Below are 18876 nucleotides of genomic sequence, written 5' to 3' on the forward strand. Positions count from 1 at the left end.
CCCTCCCTTACTTTTTCTCGGCGTTGGACTTGTCCTCAGCCTTTTTGCCTTTGGCCTCAGCCTTCTTTTCCGCCTCGGCCGGCTCGGCGACAGCAGCTTTAATCAACTGCTGCCCCCGGGCCTTGGTGACTTCGATTTCCTGGCCGGGTTTACGGTGTTCGCCGGTCTCCCGGTCGCGGAAAGGGTACTTAACAATCATTTTCATGGCTTACACCTCCACGGTTATATGGCCGTACTTAGCGGCGCCAGTATCCCACAGGCGAACATCGTCGCGGGAGATTGCCCGGAGCTCTAAGCTGTCACGCCGCCAGGCTTCGCCGCCCTCGCGGGTCGATGCCAGGGCAAAGCGGCCGCGAGTGAAAAGGACAGCAGTCTGAGCCAAGTTGCCGATGAAGAACGGGGCGTTGGTGACCTCGGGGTCACCCTCGGTGATGTTGGACAGGTGCCGGTTAGAGACAACGCCAATCGGACGGCTGAGTAGCATTTTCTGGCCAGGGCGAGTGATGTCGTCCTGGAGCAGGTAGCGGCCCTTGTCGTCTTTGAGGGTGTCCAGCCAGTGGAAACCGCTTTGGTTGGTGAGGATCATCGAGGTGTTGCTGATGGCCGGGTCCAGCTCAACGTTCAGGACGTACTTGATTTTGTCGATGTCGGCGCCGGTCAGATCGTCAGGAGTCAAGCCTTTCAGCAGCGCGGTGATCAGAGTGTTCTTGGTAACAACGCCTTTGCGGGCCAGCCAGTCAATCACATACTGCAAGATGTTTTGATCGCTGTCAGCCAAAAGCTCACCCGTCAGCGGCAGGTATCCAGCACGTTTGACCAACTTATAGGTGACCGGGGTGAATTTGGGGTTGTCGGTCTTTTGGATCTCACCGTATTCCTCCACCTCAGCAAAAGGAGTCATATCTTCGTCGAGCTCAAGAACCCGGCTGCCGGATGCGGTGTTGACGGTCTCAACCCGGATGTACTGCGACAGGTCGTTAAATTGCCGCATGAGTTCATTGATTCGAGTTTGGACGTCCTCAGGGATAATCAGACCGGCATCGCCATCGGGCTCTCCGGTAACATCGCCAGAGTGCATAACCGCCTTGTAATCACGAACGATACCTTGTTCGTCGGCGTTCAAAGGCTTATTCCGGACGGCCTTAACGAAGGCTTTTTTATAAGCCTTGGCCAGCTCATCACGGTCCTTCTTTTCGCCGGCGGGGGCAGCATTGTTAATTTCACGCTGTTCCTCTTCGCCCAGCTCCTCCAGCATCTTGATCTGGTTCCGAATGTTTCTGACTTCCTTCATCTTGTTCTCGGCCTTGGCAGTTTCGCCCGCAGTGATATGATTGCGGACCTCCTGCTCGGCGTCGGCCAGCTTTGCTTGCAACTCACGCATTTGCCTTTTCATGGTTAATCAACCTCCTTTGTTTGGTCGACCGGGTTCCCGGTCTCTAGTTCTAATTCCAGTGCCAACAGTTTAAGCTTGTCCTCCTGGCCCTTAGCCTCAGCGGGGTCTGGCTCGGGGTTAGGGTCGGAGGTGTTGGGGTCAGGGTCAGCTAGGGTTGGGTCAGGACCGGCTGCTTTGGCCGCCACCAGGAACTTCGGGGCTTTGTTGTACCGAGTTAAGTCCATCTCCTGGCCGTTAATGACGACTGTCCGGCCTCTGACGCTTGCTGCTACTTGCTTGGACTCCTCGACTTCATCAGCAAAGCCCGCCTCAACAGCTTCAGCAGCGGTCAGCCAGGTTTCAGCGTCCAATAAATCAATGATTTCCTGATCATCCTTGTCTGTTTTGGTTTTGTAGGCCGCCACCATGCTCCCCCGGATTTGGTCCAGGTCGTCAGCCAGCTTGCGGAAATCGTTAGCCTCCCCGAAACCAAAGGTCCATGGATTGTGGATCATAAGCATAGAGTTGACCGGCATGATGATTTTGTCGCCGGCCATGGCGATAACGCTGGCGGCAGATGCTGCCAGGCCATCAATATAGACGTTGATCGTGGCGCTGTGGCGTTTGATTATGCTGTAGATTGTTTGTCCGGCAAAAACATCACCGCCCGGGGAGTTAATATACACACGAATTTCGTCAACATCGCCAAGCGCGTCCAGGTCTTCCCGGAATTGTTTTGGGGTCACTTCGTCTCCCCACCAACTGTAGTTGGAAATTTCGCCGTAAAGCAAAACCTCGCCAACCTTTTCGTCGCTTGCGGAGTTACGGATTGTCCAAAACTTTTCAGCCTGCTTGCCCTTCTTGCCCTTCTTGTCCATTTTTCTCACCTCCCTCCCCGGAGTTGGTTATCTGTTTTTCGATTAGCTGTTCCAGTTGAGACAGAGGGACCATTGCTTTGTTAACCAGTAGCATGTCGCCACCGTCAAACGGCGCAAGCTCTTCTTTTTCTCTGGCCTCATTGGGAGCGAGCATCCCACCCTGGATGCCCTTCCTGTAAGCCTCCATCCTGGTGCCAATGTCCGCCCGGAGAATGGAATCGACGTTGAAGCGAATGTAATACCCCGCCTCGAACTCAGACGGGGTGAACAATTTGTATGTCATTTCTTGCTCGTACATCGTTAAGATTGCTTGCAGCGTGTCGGAATAAAACTGCCGCTGCTGGTGCTCAATGTTGGTGTGGGTGGAGCGGTCCAGGTTGTTCAGCTGGTGCATTTTTATCCCGAAAGCGGTGGCAATCTGGACGGCGGTCAGCTGAGCGTTTTCCAAAAACTGTGCATCGGCCATGGTCAACTGAAGCTGTTGGAACTGGTACCCAAAGGGGAGCAATGCAACCCTGTGGGCATTTTTAAGGCCCGCCGCCATGCGTTCAAACCGCTCCCGAAACTTATCCTCGGCCTCTTTATTTAAATCCCCGGTATAGTGGACAATGCCCTTCGCCTGGAGGCCTTGCTTAAAGAAGTCCCGAATGTACTTTGTGCCAGAGGCACCGGCCTCGACCAAGTATTTGAGATACATAAGCGGCGGTACGCCAGTTATCCCGTCTAGGGTCATCGCTTTTAGGTGGATGATCTCTTCGGGATCCAGGCGAATTTCATCGCCGCCCGACTGGATTACGTACCAAACCCGCTTTTGCCGACCAAAAATGCCGGCATCGTCAACCCAAATTTGGACGTTCTCAGCATCAACTGGCCAGAGGTGGCGGAATTTACCCTTGTCGGGACCGCTGCGAACAACTTCGGGCACGATATATGCGTTACCGTGGAGGTTTCGCTGCGCTTCAGCGGCTCGGAACATGTCAATCGCAGTCATGTAGGGATTGGGCCGGTTTTTAAGTAACGGATAAAGCGGGTGTCCGGGGCGCTTTTTTATGCCCTGACTGGTCTCCTCGAAGATTTTACAGGGCAACTTTGCCACAGACTCACTCAGAATCTTGATACACGCGTAAACTGTGGCCTCTTTGAGGGCGTTTTTGCCACGGAGATTGATTTCGTCAGGCTGGATGCCTAGCATCTCCAACAAGCGGCGGTCGCCCAGCTCAACGGTTTCCGCTTCTGCGCGTACGTTTATTGTGTTGTGGACCAGGCGCCGGAATAACATAGCTTACGCCCCCTTTACTGCTTATTGCCTTGTTTGCTTTGCTGCTTTAGGCCCGCGGACAGTGCCAGTCCTAAAAGAACCAGGACGCCGCCCAGGGTGTAGTTGCCTGCCAGTGGGCTGAGCATAAAAGATGCCCGGACGACAAAGCCCAGGCCCACGAGGACCAGGATGTCCTCAAAATACTCGGCTAATTTTCCCCGCAAAAAGAGCGCCGACGTTTTCGCCAGCGCAATGATGCCTGCTCCCATTTTAATCACCCCATATTTTGTCGAGGAATTCTTCCTCGGCGTATTGGTTTGGATCCGGTTGGTAAGTATCGCCATGTATCGCCCGGACCAGAGCGTTGATGATGGCCGCCAAAAGGTCAATTCGTTGACTGTCATCTTTGTGCTTTTTGCTGAGCTTGATGTTTCCGTTGTTGTCCATGATTTCGATGGCATTATCGACGCACCAAGTAAGCAGCGGGCTCCCGTCGTGGACCAGTTTGCCTTTAAGCACCAACTCACGGAAAAACTTTGTCGGCTCCGACAAGGTCTGCACGCCCTGGCGGATCTCCACCCGGGTGTAGCCATCCTCCTCAAGCTCGCCGGTGAAGTGCGTGGCGTTATATGGGTCATAACAAACTTCTTTGACGTTCCACTTCTCGTCCATCTCTATGTCGTATATATGGGTTTTTATATAGCTGTAATCAGTAACCGCCCCAGGGGTAAGAGTGCACCAGCCTTCCTTGGCCCAATATTTATACGGAACGCGGTCTGAGTGCTCGTGCTGCTGTGCCCTTTCTTCAGGCATAAAGCCGTGAGCTGACACGGCGTAACGTCCATCCGCTAAAGGAAACACAAAGCCCGCTGCCGTGAGGTCAGTGGTTTTTGACAGGTCAAGACCCACCCAGCAGACTTGCCCTTTGACAAGCTTGAGGAACTCTTCCCTGGACACCGCCAAGGCCTTGTATTTGTCCATGCAGCCGGACATGTACTTGTTCTCGGAGTCTGCTTGCCAGAGATCACAACGCTTCGTAAGCCATTCCCTGATTTTACTGGGGTCTCCGGAACCGAACGCCAGGTTATATTCGGTCTCGATTTGGTCCAGCAGGATCCGGGAATATTCGTTGTCATCCTGGAGGATGGGGTTTGCTTTTACCCAGTTGGTTTTGTCGTGAGGGTCATCGTCCGGATCCAGTTCGCGGATCATAACGTAGTAAGTCTCATCGACGATGTCGCCCTCTAGGATTTTCTTGCAAATATCGTATTCCTTTTTGCAAGGGTTGTTTTCAGCGTCCTGTCCGGCCGTCGTGATTATGGCCATGTGAGATTGCCACCGTTTACCAAAGCCGGAGAACAAGACATCGTGAATCAAGCTGGTGGGGTGTGCGTGGTATTCGTCGATAATTACCCAGCAGGGGGCGCCGGAGTCTTTGTTCTTTGTGTCCTTTGAAAGCGGACGGATAAAGCCACCCCGGCTCTGGTGGCTGATATAAGTCTCCTTGATGTTTAACCGCTTACGGATGTCGGGGCTGCCTTCGGCCATCAGTTTCGCATCGCGCCATACACGCATTGCTTGGCCACGGTCAACCGCGGCGCACTCTACTTCCGGGCTGCTCTCATACTGCCGGAGTTCTGGCTGCCCGGGAGGGTATATGCAGTCACCTGCCATACCATATAGCCCGATGCCGGACATCTCGGTTGATTTTACATTACCCCGAGCCCGCATGTTAAAGGATTTTTTGAACCGGCGGGCGCCAGAGTCTTCATGCACCCAGCCGAAGATGCTGCCAAGGTCAAATTTTTGGAACGGCACCAGCTGGATGAGTTGGCCAGACAGCGGTCCCCGAACGTGCCGACAGCACCGCTCGAACCAGTCGAAGACTCTATCTGCTCTGGTCTCATCGAAAACAAATGGAAATTCTTCGGTGCCTTGGCGCTGGAGGTCCTTTAAGTGTCGCTCGCAGGCCTGCCATTCCTTTTTACAGCTGACCCTCAGGCCGGAGACGACTTCGGCTGCATACCGGGTTGTGGGATGCAGCTTATCAAGATCCTTAATCGAATAGGTCTGCATTGGGGTCAGCCGCCTTTTGTTTTGCCTTCTTCGGCACATTCTTTACCCGAGCAGTGGGATTAAGGAATAGGCGATCCTCCAGCTTAATCATCATTTCCCGTTTCTTTTCAATGCGTACTTCGAGTTTGGTCAATCTGTCCAGAAGCTCAACCCGTGTCTCCCAATCAATGTCTGCCCCGGGGGCGTTTATCTGGTCAATGAGCCCTTGTCTAAATTGTCTGAGCTCTATGTGCTCAGCATGAATCATGCAGTATCGGTTGATGGCATTCTCATCCAAGGCCTCCACGTAGTCAATGTCTTTATACAGCTTCTTTAGCCGGCTGAACATCTTCTTGGCATGCTCGTTGTCTCGGACCTCGGGGGCCTGTTTGGGGTTGGTGTTGCCGGAGCGGAGCTTCTCTTCATGGGCTTGCCGCGCTTCGATTTCCGCTTTGGTCAGCCCACGGGTGTTACCCTTTGCAAGATGCAATTGCACCGGCATTGCTGGCCGTCCCACTTAGACCACTCCTTTCACGAACGTTTTTTTTGGAAATGTAAATTCCCGGAAGTTTCATAAAACGATATTTTATCACAGACGAGTATGCCGCCGGTTTCTGGGAATAACTGGTAAAAATTTTCCACCTACCCCCTACCTTCAGTGCCCTTTGCGGTTATGGCATGGCAAGCATACACTCTCCAGGTTGGAAAGCTCCAGCCTCAGCTCCCAGAACTCTAGCAGTGGTTTGATGTGGTGGACCGTGACGGCTTTGGTGAGGCGCCCGTGCCTCAAGCACTCCTGGCAGATGTGGTTGTCTCTCACCAGGGCCCGCTGCCGTGCACCACCAGGACCTTTCCACTCCTTTGATTGGTAGAAGGCCTTGGCTTTTTTGTTGCGGGCATAGCGATCGTAATGCCGCTGCTGACCACGGCGCCGTTCAGCCTCTTTCTGCTGGTGAGCTGCGCAGTATCTCGCCGGCGGCTTAACCAGCTGGCTGCAGCCTGGGTGATTGCACACCCGGTATGGCTTCCCCGGCATCCTGTCCACCTCCATATCGCGCCGGCCCCCACCCTCGGCATTAGTGGCGCGTAGTCCTCTCCGGCTGTCACCTCCGGCAGCCGGCACCGTATAGTCCAAATATCCAAATGCCAAATTAGCCAAATAAAGTGCCCCGACAGAGGACCTCTCCGCTGCCGGGGCTAACAAGGGGGCTCAAGGGTGCAAAAATACCCGCCATCAGGCGGGTAAGCTACTGTTAAATTATGGTAATGCAGGGGCGCAACTCTATTGAATGCAGTTTACCATAAAGTCAATACCTTTTGCAAGGACTTTTTCCCAATTGATGCAAATTGTTGGCAAGCGGACTGCCCAGGTGGGAACAGTGGGAACAGTGTGGGAACAAAGGTGGGAACGCGATAACCCTATATAATATATATATTTATAGAGTACTTAAGTACTATGTTCCCATGTTCCCACCACTGTCATGGGTTGCAGAGCAAATTGGCCTGCACACGCTTTTATGCTCTAAAGAATAAAACAAGCGCGTACTATACTTTTTATATATGCATATATCGTGACACACAGGTGGGAACAAAAAATCAAAATGGCGCGAAACCCTATAAACACTAGGGGTTGTGACGTTTTTTGCTGTTCCGCGCAGGTGGGAACTGTTCCCACCTAAAACGCAAAATTAACCTAGTTTTTTGTATTTTTGGCACAAAAAGCAACACCGCAAACAAACAAAAAACCAGGCCTTCGCCTGGTCAGTCCAAAATATCGTTGTTCCCAATATCATCGTTTATATCTAATGCGTCTCTACGCACAATTATCATTCTTACCAAATTGCCCTCACATCGAACACGCTTAGTCATCCGCTTATTTTCCCCTGCGTCGGTTTCGATCCAATCGCGTTCCCGCCAAACTCTAATTACGGGGTCTGATTCATACCCCTGGTTCTCCAGGATCTCTTTTAACTTGTGAGGGAAAAAGCCAATCCACTCCCAATCACTCCCCGAATCCCATCTGCCGGCATAGCTGATATTCGATGTTGGACCATATAAACCGGTTGGAGCGCGCCCACAAAATTGCCTTTGGTTGGCCACGGCCCATGAAAACACATTGTCCAGCGCCGACTTAGCCCGATCGCCCTCCTCGGCTTCATTTATTAGTTGTTCCCAAACTTGAGCCACAGGGTCTTGAAAGTCCCAGGGAAGCTTTAAAGCAACGTCAGCTATGTCAGCCACAACTTGGAGCACAGCAAAATACGCCGCCAGGCGCCCAGCGATAGAATTACCGCTTGAACGATCCAGGTAGTCGGCCTGAGCATTTTTATATGCCTCCTTGATTTTAGGCCACATTGGCCGGTTTTTTAGCAACCACTGAACCAACACCTTGCCCGGCTCACCGTAGTTAGCCTTTACGCCGTTTTCAATTCCTTGTACCACTTGGCCGGTTTCTTCGTTAGCTGCTCCAAAAGGTGCGCCCCAGAGCGTAAGTACTCTGGCCCGCGTCCCGCCATCTTGCGTAAAACTCACCGCTGACGCTTCTCCCGATGAAAGCAGCACTGTCGACCATGTTCCGGTTCGCCTCATCCCCTTTAAGCTGCCTCTGCCGCGCCCACGCCCGCTTGTTACATCATAAAGTATTTTAGCCACGTTAGCTGGCCGCCTAGCTCGCTTAGTGTCATCAAGGATAAGCGGCAGCCCGTTTAGAATCCGGCAAGTTTGCTCCACCCAAACCGGTGTAACGTCCCAGCTCCAGAGAGCGCTGCCGTCAGCTCGCTCGTCTGGGTTTCCCCAGCAGCTGGCAGCAACTCGCAAAACAGTCGTTTTTCCGGTTGATGTGCCATAAGCCCAATCCGCGACAAAGTTCGGCGCTCCCAGGATGGCCAGAAGAGGCGGGGCCAGGGCAGCGTAAACAGCCAGCATTGCTCTAGGGTAGTTTGCCAAAGGGGCTACAGCTTGCCGCCATCCGTCTAGCGTGCCGGCAGAGCAAAAAGCATCGGCAATCTGCTCATCTCCGGAATCAGCGCCTCGGAATGAAATATGATCCTTCCACTCGCTTGGCGGAACATCATCAATATCCAGAGCAGCCACAGTTTCGCCGTCCGGACAGAGTAGTCGACGTCCCCACAGGAACCCCTGGCTGCCGTCCTTTCCTACCCATCCCAGCTGGCTTGTTACCCTGGCCCGAGGAAGGTGCTCGATATTCGCCGCTTCAAAGGCTGCCAGGTAATCTACCTGGCCAGCAGCATTGCTTGATGTAACGGGCAAGCCCAGTGCAGCAAGCTCAACAATACTTCTGGAGTTTGCGAGCGTTTTTCGTTCAACAGTGTATGATTGCCAATGCCCGTCTCTGAGCCAAGCAATTCGAGTGTGCTCGTTCCCGTCAGCAATGTCCCGCAGCCGCCCCGTAATCACAACCGGCGCCGAGCAAACATCCTCCAACACAATCTCATCCTCGCCACCATCCCGGCTTGCCCGAGTTTTTAACTTGGCCACGCAGTGAGGAGCAAGATGCCACCCGTCCGGGATTACTGCCGACTCCGGGCACGGAGCATTTTGAACAACCTGGCTAACCTTAATAAGCTCGCGTTTTTCGTCCTTGTTGGCCAAGCGAATATGTCGGAGCTTTGCCTTCTCCTGGTTCACCGCCCGCTGCAGCGCCTGCACGTCCCGACTGAGCACACCGGCGTCCCGGAGCTCTGCCCAAGTCAGCTCAATCACGTTTTGTCGCTGATGAGCGACCATAGCAAGCGCGCCAATGGCCTTTTGGTCGGCAAGCAGTTCTTTGACAACATCCTTTGGCTTAGATTCGGCCCGGGATTTCAGCTCCTTGACCAACCTTTCCCCGTCTTCAAGCTGTGCACCTGTCTCGCTTACAGTGACCTTTTTAGCCGGAGTTGCGTTCCCCGCTCTTGGATCGGCGGGCTTGGCTGCCTGTTTCTTGGCGATACTGTCGACAATCTTCTGCACCTCGGTCTCGGTGAGTGGCGGGTCGCAGTGCTTTTGGTTCCAGGCCATCAGCATCGGCATCACCTCAGCTGGAGGCATCTTAACCAGGAGGCTGCCGGCCCGGCGGGTGAGTTCAACATCCCGCGCCCCCTGGGTGATTTTGCTGGCCCAATCGTTCTGGGTGAGGGTGCGGCCACCACCAGATTGCCCTTTAGCCACATGCTCCCTGATTTTGCTTATCAGCCACTCCGGAGCGTTTCCTACAGGGTGCATGTCTGGTGCCATGCCCCACTCGTACCAGTTGCCTGTATAGTGGCGGCTCGGGGGCGCAACAATTAACCCTCCATCACCGCGAAAGTCTACGCTCGGCAGGATGGTCTCCCCAATTTTGCCGGCAAAGTTCCGGCAATCTCCGCCCGGGTGCTTGTATATATAATGCCAGCCCCGGCCAGTGTTACTGATTACCGTTGGCGGGGTGAGGTATTTTCCATTTTTCAGGGTCTTGGCGCCCTCAGCTCCATCCACATCCAGGACAATGATTCCGGAGATAGCGCCTGTAATGATACCGATATTACTCGCCGGCCGATCAAACCACCATTTGCGGATTTCGTCCTGGGTTGCCCGCCGCTTTTGGTAATCCACCCAGCTCACCCAGGGGTGTTTACCTGGGCTCTTGCAGGCGGCGCCGGCTTTGCAATTACATATAAGCTTTCCGTCCTCTGTTTTGCGGATACCATATAGCGGCACCACAGACCAGCCTCGGCGAGCATAGTCTAATGCCGGCTTCAACATTTTTGGCTCTTTTTGATTACTCATTCTCAGTCCCCCTGCAGGTGATGATCGTTATGATGATGTATGTACAACTGTTGGTGGGTGTCCTGGCCGAGACTGTGGTTAAGTAGCCCCGGCCAGGATGGATGTCTATTTGCCTGGTTGTTGCGGGTGTTGCGGTGTCTCTGACTCCAACATCGCCTTGACTGCCTTAGTCGCATCTTGGACATCGCGCTTAATTTCCTTTTGGAGTTTATAAAATGCAAATTCGTGCTTTTTTGCCTTAGTTTTGCGCATTAACTCCTGGATTTTGTTAAGTTTTTGACGTTTTTGGGCAACCTCTACCGGCTCAGCGTAGGAGAAAAATTCAGCCCCACACTTTGGGCAGCCCAGGTAATAGCAGAGATATTGCCGGCCGTCGAGGTCCAGTCCTCCCGTCCTGAGCTTGGGCCGAAAAGTCCTACCACACTCATCGCACTCAATCTTATAGTTTGTGGCCATTACGAGACCTCCTCTTTGGGCGGCTGGGCATCTTCGGGCAACCCAGCCGGGATGAGCTTGTAACATGTCGAACACCAATAGTCCACCAACTGGCCGGTGGCGCGGTCAAATACTCTGATCAAGCCAGCGGAGCAATCGGGACAACGTGGGCCCTTAGTCATTTCGACACCCCGATGAGCCTCCACCCGGGAAGTTGATAACCTTTACATCAGCCACCTTAAAGCTTCCCGACGTCAATTCCCTCTTCAACCTACACACCGGGCAGTCGCATTCAGAGGCCTGTTCTGCCGCCATCTTTTTAGCATATTCCTGGACTGGAGTTAACAGGGTGACAAGCTTCTCCAGGACTTCAAGGCCTTTTTTGTTCTGCAGGTATTCCTTCGGCTGAACCAGGGGCCCAAACTTATGCGCCTGGGCAACTCTATCTTGGACATCTTCCAGCGGCAAGGCCAGCACTTGTTCCAGTATGTCAACCATCTGATTCGTAACCTTATCAACGTCCATCTTTGCTCCCCCTTGTAGTGCTCTGTGCACTTGCTTTCTTTTTCCCCGACTCAGGCTTAGCCTTAACCAACGTCAACACATACCCGCCTTTAACGGCGCCTGGACTATATATGCCAAGCTTAAACCCTGCAGCAACAATCTGATCTACCAGCTGCTTCGTGCCGGAAACCAGACGTTTTTGCTTCCCAGTCGATTTCACCTTCACGCAGTTTTCTTTGTTGGCGTCAAATATCCGAAACGCCAGGTAAGTTTCCCGACCCGCCTTCAGCTGCCCAAACCGGATATACTTCCCCTCAACCTCTTTATACAGGTTGTCCGGGAACGACATCCACGACTTATTCAGCACGCAAAGCCCGTGCTTAAGCGGCGCCGATTCCGGAGTGTTTTTCTGTTTGGGCGCCTTTTTCCCGGCCTTAAACGGAACAAACTCCATATCCTTCTTGGGCTTGATAACCTCAACTCCCAGCTCCTCCATTTCCTTGTCAAACGGTAACCGCTCGAACTGCTGACTGAGCTCATCCACAGTCGTTACAGAGCCAATAACACCTTTCTCGCCAGGCAACGTCTTGCTTGCATCTGGGTTTAACCCGTTAGGCTTCCTACCTTTCGGCATCGTCCTGCCTCCTTAACCTTATTGCCTTATTGCCTTATTGCGGCTTAGTAATTATCCAGCCATGGCATCGGTCGCCTGACTGGTTTTTGCTTTTTCCTGCGCCGTCCACTTCGCCCCGACTTGCCTTTGGAGCCCTTGCCTTTCCACTCGTCCGGGATCAGCGTGATACGGCTTAGATCCTCAAACCCTTTGCGGCCGGGGAACCAGGTTTGCCCCCACAGCTCCCCGCCGCAATCCGGGCACTCGTGCCAATACCGGTGCTTGATCATCATCACATTGTTACAGTCTGGGCAGGCCTTGATTTTGCGCGGGATCCTGTCCCTGACCTGGTGGGCTTGTTGGTTGTCTCGTTGTTGCTTGCTAAGCTGCTTACCAGGTTGCCTAGTTACCCTTTGCCTTTCGCCGCTCAATCTCAGCCCTCCAATCGTAAGGTCTGCGCTTATGCCACAGGGTCGCGCACGCCGTGCAAAGCTCCATCCGCTTCCCAATAAATCGGACCATCACAGTCTGTTCTCGACACCCTGGGCAGCACCTGCGTTGCGGTTTGCCTACTTGGGCCCTCCTAGCCTGCTCTCTTTGCTCCCAGAGTTCCCGGATAAACTCGGCCGTCGCCGGCTCCTTTATCCGCCAGACGCAGGCTGCAGCTCGGTATTCGTCGCACCGCTTACGGGCAGTCGGCCCCTCAGGGCATCTTGGGTGATAGCATAGCTTGCCGCTCATGGCGGCCTCACCTGGCCTTGTGGATTGTCAGCTTGATGTGCCGATACTTGTGATTAAACAGTTTTTGTTTTAACTTGAAAACTGCAGTCTCCATGCCCTTAACATCTACGACCTCACAGGTGCCATCGTTATGCTCAATTTCAAAGTCCGCTATGTAGGTCATGGCCTTGTACTTCTTTTCCTGCTTTTCAAACGCCGGCATCAGTTCAAATTTTGGCTGGCAACGAAAATCTTTTATGTGGCCATACTGTTTCCGTAGTTTCAGCTCCGAGTAGTATCTGGCCTCGGCTTTGCTGTCGAATATAATTCCATCAACTTCAGTCTTTTTGTTGCTATACTTGTTATATTTCGGTGCCTTTTTGTTAGATTTCGCCACTTTTTTGTTATATTCAGCTAGAGTCTGGGTATTTGCGCTCATTTTTCTGCTCAACCCTCATCGCCTCCCTTTCCGTCTGTCCGTCTCGATGATCATCAACCAGATACACCAAAGCCCCAAGGCCAGAAAGGCCAAACCAGCTACAGTCAAAACCACGTTCCAGGTTAGGTCCAGCCAAAACGCTAGGCCACTCATAACTCAATCAGCTTCAACCACTGATAGATAAGTCGCAATGCATAGGCTGCAGCTAAGATAAATGCAATAAACACACTTGTAGCTACGATCCGTTTAAATAACGTCCAGGGCAGAGGGTATCCGGCTACAGCCCAATCTCCGTAATCCTTAAGCTGACCATTGACCCTCAAGAACAGCTTCTGACATTTGTAACATCCGTGGGTGGTCGCTGATACGCTACGTAGGGCTGATTTACACACTGGGCAGCACCAGGCTTCTTTTAGTCGCGGGATGTGTGTCATGATAAACGCTCCGCAATGCACTGTATTTTCTTAAGCTGGCCCATTAGTTCTTCCTTGGTGTTGGCCGATTTATAGTGGGTAGTCAGCCGGCCAAGGTTTTCCTGTGCTGCAGCCGCTATAACAGCCATTTCCTGCAGGCTTGTTTTAAGCATCTTGCTTCCGATTGTTTCCATACTCTTTCAGCCCCTCCTCAACTCGTTATAAGTGCTCATCACGCGCTGCACATACCAGTGGTCCTGAGCCTGGTTCCCGGCACGGATAAAATTCCTGCCTCCAGTCGGACCGGCATTGTATGCCAGCACTCCATCCCAGGTATCGCCGCCCATGTCCTTTGTCACCGCCCAGAGATAATAAGCGGCAAACTCGGTATTCATCTTCACATCAAACATATCTGCCGGCTGCCAATTCTCGTAGCCTAGCCGGCCGGCAATCCAGCGGCCCGTCCCCGGCATAACCTGCATCATGCCATACTCGCCACTGCCGCCCCGGACATTCGGCCGGATATGGCTTTCGACTATCGCCATGCTGAGCAGGAGCATCGGGTCAACATCTATCGCCACAGCATTCAGCACCAAAGTCTCGCTGATCTGCGAAACATCATCAGGTGTGAGCGCGGCATTGATTTCGGCAATTACCTCCGCCACAACCTCAATACGCTCTTGTATCTCCTCCCGAGTATATGGGCCATACGCCAACGCCTCCAGTGTCTCAGCAACCTGCCCCAGGACATGCACAGTGGTGTCGGTTTGGAGCCTGTATGCCTCCAGCAGTTCCTCCTGGGCGCTGATTACGGTGTCGCGGTCATGAATCTGCAGCTCGAGTTCTAAGGTTTCTGCTTTAAGTTCCTGGATTTCTTCCCCGGCCCTCACAAAGCCGACCAAGAGCACAACAGCGATGATGGCCATCATGACCAGCATCATGCCCAGGTCACCCTTGCTAAAGCCCAACTTCTCCTTGCTCATATCATCCACTTCCTTCCCACTCAATTTCGATATACCGCTTAAACTCCCAGCCACGTCCAGAAAGCTTGTCCTCGTGCTCTTGCATCAGCGACTCTATGTCCGCTCCCTGGTCGGCCAGGGCGTCAAGCATGGCGATGGCTACCTGCACCACATCCAGCGCTTCCTTTACTGCGTTGTCCCGGTCTGGGATACGGCCGGTAATCTGGTAGTTCATAACCTCGACCGACAGCTCTCGCGTCTCATCGGCCAGTTTAGGCAATAGAATTCTCAGATCATCGTTGTTTTTTAGTACCGGCATTTTGGGCATAGCGGTTCTCCTCTCTCCTCTAGCAAGTCGTAAATATCGATTTGCCCTGGGGCTTCATCTTTGGCAATTTCGCTCCAGGGGATTACGACCTCAATCCAGCCATCTCCATGTTTTTCGCCCAGGAGCGTCACGCCTTTGTTCTTGTTGCGGCCAAGGACGTTCCAGCTCCACCACTGGCCAATTTCCCGGTTGATTGTTCCTCCCTGAATCGGCAAGTTCTTTAACTCAGCGATGGTAAGCCCGGCGAACCTCCCCCGGAGCATTTCAATGATTTCTCTGCGCTCATCGAACTTCATCTCGCTTGCCATGGCGTAACCTCCCCGGTCCTTATCCGCAGGCTTTTGAGCGTTGACAGGACTTCCTGCCTGATTGGATCCAAGTATTTCTTGCAGGCCGCTCGGTAATCCGCCTCACTTGGCCACGCCTCCTCACCCACCACCGGTCGGAGTTTATACCCCCCCTTAGGTGTTTGCTCCAGGGCCGTCCCAGCGCAGCGCATACCATGAAACGCGCCCAACAGCTTGCCAGGGGTCTTGGCCTTGGCATCATTGGCCAGCGCCAACATGAGCAGGTCCTGATACAGCTCAGAGTCTGGGAGGTCAGGGCGAGGGTCGGCGAGCCTGGAATGGTTGTTGCCCGCCTGGCTCCTGGGGGCCTGTGGCGTTGCAGCAACAGTGCTTTTTGCTGGGCTTACCTCGCCCTGGCCGTCTTTGCCTCCTTGTTCCTCGCCGGGAGGAACCGACGCCGCTACCGGCACCGGCTCCCCGGTCAGGATTCGTCTATACCTGGTCATCGGTGGCATCGTCTTCGGACCTGTCCAACGGAACTTCAGTCCCTAAGTATCGGCAAAACCCGAACTTCTCTTCGTTGACGTTTTTTAGCTCAACGTAACACACGCAGTAACTGTCCTTGCAAGGATCTTTGATTATAGGGCACCAGCTATGCTTTTTAGCTTTCATTCTTCAGCCCCCTTAAGAGTAATGCTTGCTTCGGGATGAGTTGCTTCATCAGCGTAATGGACAAAAACTTCTATTGTATCAAGTATTGGCTCATCACTGTGCCCGATGACGTAAACATTAGTGTCCTCCGTGATGACACCAGAGTCTACAAGTTGGCTTAACTTCGCAATGACATCTTTAGCTTTCATCCTTATCCTCCTTAATACGCTCTTTCAACCTCGTAAACCGTTCCTGCACAACATCGTTATCTACAGCCCGCTTAATCGACCACTCATCGCCCACCAAACAGAGCCGCTTCTTTGCCCTGGTCATGCCGGTATAGAGTAAGTTCCGCTGCAGCATCACATAGTGCTGCCGGACCAGGGGCATGATTACCAGCGGGAACTCACTGCCCTGGCTCTTGTGGATAGTGGAAGCGTAGGCCAGCGTGAGCAGCTTCATCGTGTCATCCTCGTAGCTAAACTCGACGTCCTCGCCATCAATGGCCGCGGTCAATCCTTTCTTTCCAACCTCGACCACGATACCTAAGTCACCGTTGAAAACCTCCAGGCTATAGCAATTCTTCACCACCATCACCTTGTCGCCAACCCGATAACCGCCGGCACCCTCTTCGCCACCTGGATTCCAAATTTCCCGGGCAAGCTGGTTTAGAGCGATTACCCCGGCCACGCCTTTCCTCATCGGGGCAAGTATCTGCCAGTCCATCAGCTTCCAGCCGTCTTGCTTAATGAGCTTGATCATGGCGGCGATTTTGTCGGCTGCCTCCTCAGCGTTATCCCGCGGAAAATACCGGAAGTCTCCCTCACTTTCCAACGGCGGGCAAACACCATCCCGCACCAGGTTGGCAAACTCAGCGATTTTACTGCCCCCGGCCTGCCGGTAGTTGTAGGTCAGCCGGACCGTCGGCACCCTACCGCAATCAATACAGTCCCTAAGCACGTTCCCCGGCCCTACACTGGGTAGCTGGTCCACATCACCCACCAGGACAATCTGCAGCTCCTCGCAAGCTTGTAGCAGGCTATGGGCAAGCTCAACGTCCATCATGCTTACCTCGTCGATAATCAACAGCCCCGGACCCGGCAGCGGGTTACCAATGTCGTATTCAAACCCACCTTCGTGGGGGTTGTAGCCCAGCAGCCGATGTATGGTTTTAGGACAATCGTAGCCCGTGGCTTCTTTCATCCGCTTAGCTGCCCGCCCAGTTGGTGCCGCCATGTAGAGCTGTTTGTCAAGCCATAGTTTGGGCTCTATGTCAGCGTAGATGTCGCATATGGCTCGCTGGACCGTTGTCTTACCCACACCGGGGCCGCCAGTAATGATGCTCATTGGCTGGGTCAACGCCGTTTTTATTGCCTCCCGTTGCTCTGGGGCGAAATTGTCAAAGAACTCAAACTTCCGGCGATACTCAGCCTCAACGCGCTCAATCCGTGCGTCCAGGTCCGGTATGTCCCTGGTCGGCTCCTGCAGCTTGTTCCGGATGGCGGCAGCAGCGCCCACCTCAGCCTCGTAGAGACCCTTAGCGTAAACGAAGTCGCCTTCACGCACACACCGCTCCTCACGGATAAGCCGCTCATTCGCCTGGGCGATATCCTTTATGCCAACCCCGCTCGCCTCGATTAGGCCTTTGCGACCAATCAACTTCCTGACAATCGTCTTTGGTTGCAGATAGACATGGCCATCGCTGCCCGACTCTTTCAGCGTGTAGTCGAGGGCTGCCAACACCCGGTGGGGGCTGTTCGGCGCAACTCCGACCGCTTGAGCGACACTGTCGGCCTTCCTGAATCCAACCCCCCAGAGCTCATCGCTCAGCACATACGGGTTTTCCTTTACAATCCGAACCGCCTCGCTGCCAAACCTTGCCATGACTTTGCCTACCATACCCATCCCGATACCGTCCCGGACAATCATCCCGGCAAGCTCAGCCTGGATGCTGTTACCGACCAGGTGCTGATGGATGTCGGTCCGCTGCTTTTCGGTGAGCCAGGTCAGGGTATCTAGGCAGCTTGGATTTGCCTTGATTTTCTGCAGGGCATCTTCGCCCAGCTCAGCGACAATCCGCTTGGCCTTGGCAATGCCAACTCCGTAGGTGACTTGACTAAGATACCGGGCGACCCCGCTTGTTCCGCTTGGCATCTGCATCTCGGCGCCGGTAAACTCAAACTGCCGACCCCACTTCTTGGTTTGCTTCCAGTTGCCAGTAAACAGGTACTCCTCGTCCTCCCTGACGCTGGTCATGTGACCGACGCAGGTTATCGAATCTTCCAGGTTGTTGCCCTTCGGCACCTGGACGTTGAGCACCGTGTAGCCGTTCTCGCGGTTATGGAAAACTACTCTGTATATCCGGCCCCGGAGCGTTTGAGTCTCCGACTCCGGGGCTTTGTTTGTTTGTTGTCGTTGTGTTTGGGCCATGTGACCTCCCCCCTTGTTACTGTTGCAGTGTTTCTGCAAGGCTGCTAAGTTACATTCTTGACATAATCGTCCTATATCGTTTATACAATCGCTTGCGTTTTAAGGTTTCCAGCCTCTGTGCTGCAGAGCGGTAAGTCCGACCCAGGGCGAGTGCAATATCCCCGATTTTCATTGACCCGTGCATCGCACAGAGATACATGTCATCTTCTTTATCCCATGGTTTGCGGTGATTTTCGTGGTAGTCGGGATGGTATTTCATCCTGCCCCAGCGGTCATATTGGACGTTAGATTCCATTACCAAAAGCCTCCTTGCCCAATCGCTAGCCTGCTAAGCTTTATCCATTCCTTGACTAGGTGAACATCATCGTCGTCCAGCGATACAAAATCGCCGTAGCTGTTACTTTTGGTAAACAGTGCATTGCCAACTAAAACACCAGTTTTATGATAAAGATTGGGACTTAACCCCTTAAGCCTGCCTTCTTCGTTTACCAGTATGGTGTAATTGTGGTGGCCCAGTTTAAGTGTTACCGCCTCGATGTAGCCGTCAACAGCTTTCTGAAGTGTTTCCAGAGTGTTAGGAATCTCCCTAACTTGGGGGCTGTCATTAACAGGCAAATAGACTACCTTGATGCTCTCGCTCATTTCGTCACCTGCTCTCCGCGTTCGCAGTTATTACAGTCACCGTTACACTCGTTCGTTCCTTCTGTTAACTCGACAACGTCATCACACCACATGCCATAAAAGTTGCAGAACACCCCATAGGG

Annotated in this window: 23 protein-coding genes; all 23 read right to left on the minus strand. The window is 53.3% G+C overall.

The window, feature by feature from the left end; genetic code table 11:
* Positions 1-7: 7 nt before the first annotated feature.
* The 23 genes from FH749_06810 to FH749_06920 all read right to left on the minus strand — a co-directional run bounded on the left by FH749_06810 (position 8) and on the right by FH749_06920 (position 18754).
* Positions 8-205 carry a hypothetical protein gene (locus FH749_06810; GenBank protein ID MTI95185.1) on the minus strand — a complete coding sequence of 66 codons (198 nt, stop codon included), beginning with the start codon at positions 203-205 and terminating at the stop codon, positions 8-10.
* Between the two features lie 3 nt (positions 206-208).
* Positions 209-1393 carry a phage major capsid protein gene (locus tag FH749_06815; GenBank protein ID MTI95186.1) on the minus strand — a complete coding sequence of 395 codons (1185 nt, stop codon included), beginning with the start codon at positions 1391-1393 and terminating at the stop codon, positions 209-211.
* Between the two features lie 2 nt (positions 1394-1395).
* Positions 1396-2250 carry a Clp protease ClpP gene (locus FH749_06820; GenBank protein MTI95187.1) on the minus strand — a complete coding sequence of 285 codons (855 nt, stop codon included), beginning with the start codon at positions 2248-2250 and terminating at the stop codon, positions 1396-1398.
* Positions 2216-3529, minus strand: a complete 1314-nt coding sequence (locus FH749_06825; protein MTI95188.1) for a phage portal protein — start codon at positions 3527-3529, stop codon at positions 2216-2218. Before FH749_06825 ends, FH749_06820 begins: the two co-directional genes overlap by 35 nt.
* 14 nt (positions 3530-3543) lie before the next feature.
* Positions 3544-3777: a hypothetical protein gene (locus FH749_06830; GenBank protein MTI95189.1), complete on the minus strand. Its 234-nt coding sequence runs from the start codon at positions 3775-3777 to the stop codon at positions 3544-3546.
* A 1-nt stretch (position 3778) separates the two neighbouring features.
* Positions 3779-5584, minus strand: a complete 1806-nt coding sequence (locus FH749_06835) for a terminase large subunit (GenBank protein MTI95190.1) — start codon at positions 5582-5584, stop codon at positions 3779-3781.
* Entirely contained in the window at positions 5565-6080 is a 516-nt protein-coding gene (locus FH749_06840) for a P27 family phage terminase small subunit (GenBank protein ID MTI95191.1), read from the minus strand. Before FH749_06840 ends, FH749_06835 begins: the two co-directional genes overlap by 20 nt.
* 138 nt (positions 6081-6218) lie before the next feature.
* Entirely contained in the window at positions 6219-6599 is a 381-nt protein-coding gene (locus FH749_06845) for an HNH endonuclease (protein ID MTI95192.1), read from the minus strand.
* Positions 6600-7324: 725 nt separating this feature from the next.
* The gene (locus FH749_06850; protein MTI95193.1) at positions 7325-10330 is read right to left on the minus strand and encodes a DUF927 domain-containing protein; all 3006 of its coding nucleotides are present in this window, start codon (positions 10328-10330) and stop codon (positions 7325-7327) included.
* 105 nt (positions 10331-10435) lie between these two features.
* The gene (locus tag FH749_06855) at positions 10436-10786 is read right to left on the minus strand and encodes a hypothetical protein (protein ID MTI95194.1); all 351 of its coding nucleotides are present in this window, start codon (positions 10784-10786) and stop codon (positions 10436-10438) included.
* 153 nt (positions 10787-10939) lie between these two features.
* Positions 10940-11290 carry a hypothetical protein gene (locus FH749_06860; GenBank protein ID MTI95195.1) on the minus strand — a complete coding sequence of 117 codons (351 nt, stop codon included), beginning with the start codon at positions 11288-11290 and terminating at the stop codon, positions 10940-10942.
* On the minus strand, positions 11280-11903 hold the full coding sequence (locus FH749_06865) for a hypothetical protein (GenBank protein MTI95196.1): 624 nt from the start codon (positions 11901-11903) through the stop codon (positions 11280-11282). Before FH749_06865 ends, FH749_06860 begins: the two co-directional genes overlap by 11 nt.
* A 44-nt stretch (positions 11904-11947) precedes the next feature.
* Positions 11948-12313: a hypothetical protein gene (locus FH749_06870; GenBank protein MTI95197.1), complete on the minus strand. Its 366-nt coding sequence runs from the start codon at positions 12311-12313 to the stop codon at positions 11948-11950.
* Positions 12314-12630: 317 nt separating this feature from the next.
* Positions 12631-13041: a DUF1064 domain-containing protein gene (locus FH749_06875; protein MTI95198.1), complete on the minus strand. Its 411-nt coding sequence runs from the start codon at positions 13039-13041 to the stop codon at positions 12631-12633.
* Between the two features lie 613 nt (positions 13042-13654).
* Positions 13655-14437, minus strand: coding sequence for a lytic transglycosylase domain-containing protein (locus FH749_06880; GenBank protein ID MTI95199.1), 783 nt, complete (start codon positions 14435-14437; stop codon positions 13655-13657).
* Between the two features lies 1 nt (position 14438).
* Positions 14439-14744, minus strand: a complete 306-nt coding sequence (locus tag FH749_06885) for a hypothetical protein (GenBank protein MTI95200.1) — start codon at positions 14742-14744, stop codon at positions 14439-14441.
* Positions 14723-15052: a hypothetical protein gene (locus tag FH749_06890; protein ID MTI95201.1), complete on the minus strand. Its 330-nt coding sequence runs from the start codon at positions 15050-15052 to the stop codon at positions 14723-14725. Before FH749_06890 ends, FH749_06885 begins: the two co-directional genes overlap by 22 nt.
* On the minus strand, positions 15037-15537 hold the full coding sequence (locus tag FH749_06895; GenBank protein MTI95202.1) for a hypothetical protein: 501 nt from the start codon (positions 15535-15537) through the stop codon (positions 15037-15039). The genes FH749_06890 and FH749_06895 overlap by 16 nt, the downstream gene beginning before the upstream one ends.
* The gene (locus FH749_06900) at positions 15524-15703 is read right to left on the minus strand and encodes a hypothetical protein (GenBank protein ID MTI95203.1); all 180 of its coding nucleotides are present in this window, start codon (positions 15701-15703) and stop codon (positions 15524-15526) included. The genes FH749_06895 and FH749_06900 overlap by 14 nt, the downstream gene beginning before the upstream one ends.
* A complete protein-coding gene (locus FH749_06905) occupies positions 15700-15891 on the minus strand; it encodes a hypothetical protein (protein ID MTI95204.1) in 192 nt (63 codons plus the stop codon). The genes FH749_06900 and FH749_06905 overlap by 4 nt, the downstream gene beginning before the upstream one ends.
* Positions 15881-18112: an ATP-dependent RecD-like DNA helicase gene (locus FH749_06910; GenBank protein MTI95205.1), complete on the minus strand. Its 2232-nt coding sequence runs from the start codon at positions 18110-18112 to the stop codon at positions 15881-15883. Before FH749_06910 ends, FH749_06905 begins: the two co-directional genes overlap by 11 nt.
* 49 nt (positions 18113-18161) lie before the next feature.
* Entirely contained in the window at positions 18162-18407 is a 246-nt protein-coding gene (locus tag FH749_06915) for a DNA-entry nuclease (GenBank protein ID MTI95206.1), read from the minus strand.
* Entirely contained in the window at positions 18407-18754 is a 348-nt protein-coding gene (locus FH749_06920; protein MTI95207.1) for a DUF3846 domain-containing protein, read from the minus strand. Before FH749_06920 ends, FH749_06915 begins: the two co-directional genes overlap by 1 nt.
* Positions 18755-18876: the final 122 nt, after the last annotated feature.

The organism is Bacillota bacterium, assembly GCA_009711825.1.
Taxonomy (GTDB): Bacteria; Bacillota; Proteinivoracia; order UBA4975; family VEMY01; genus VEMY01.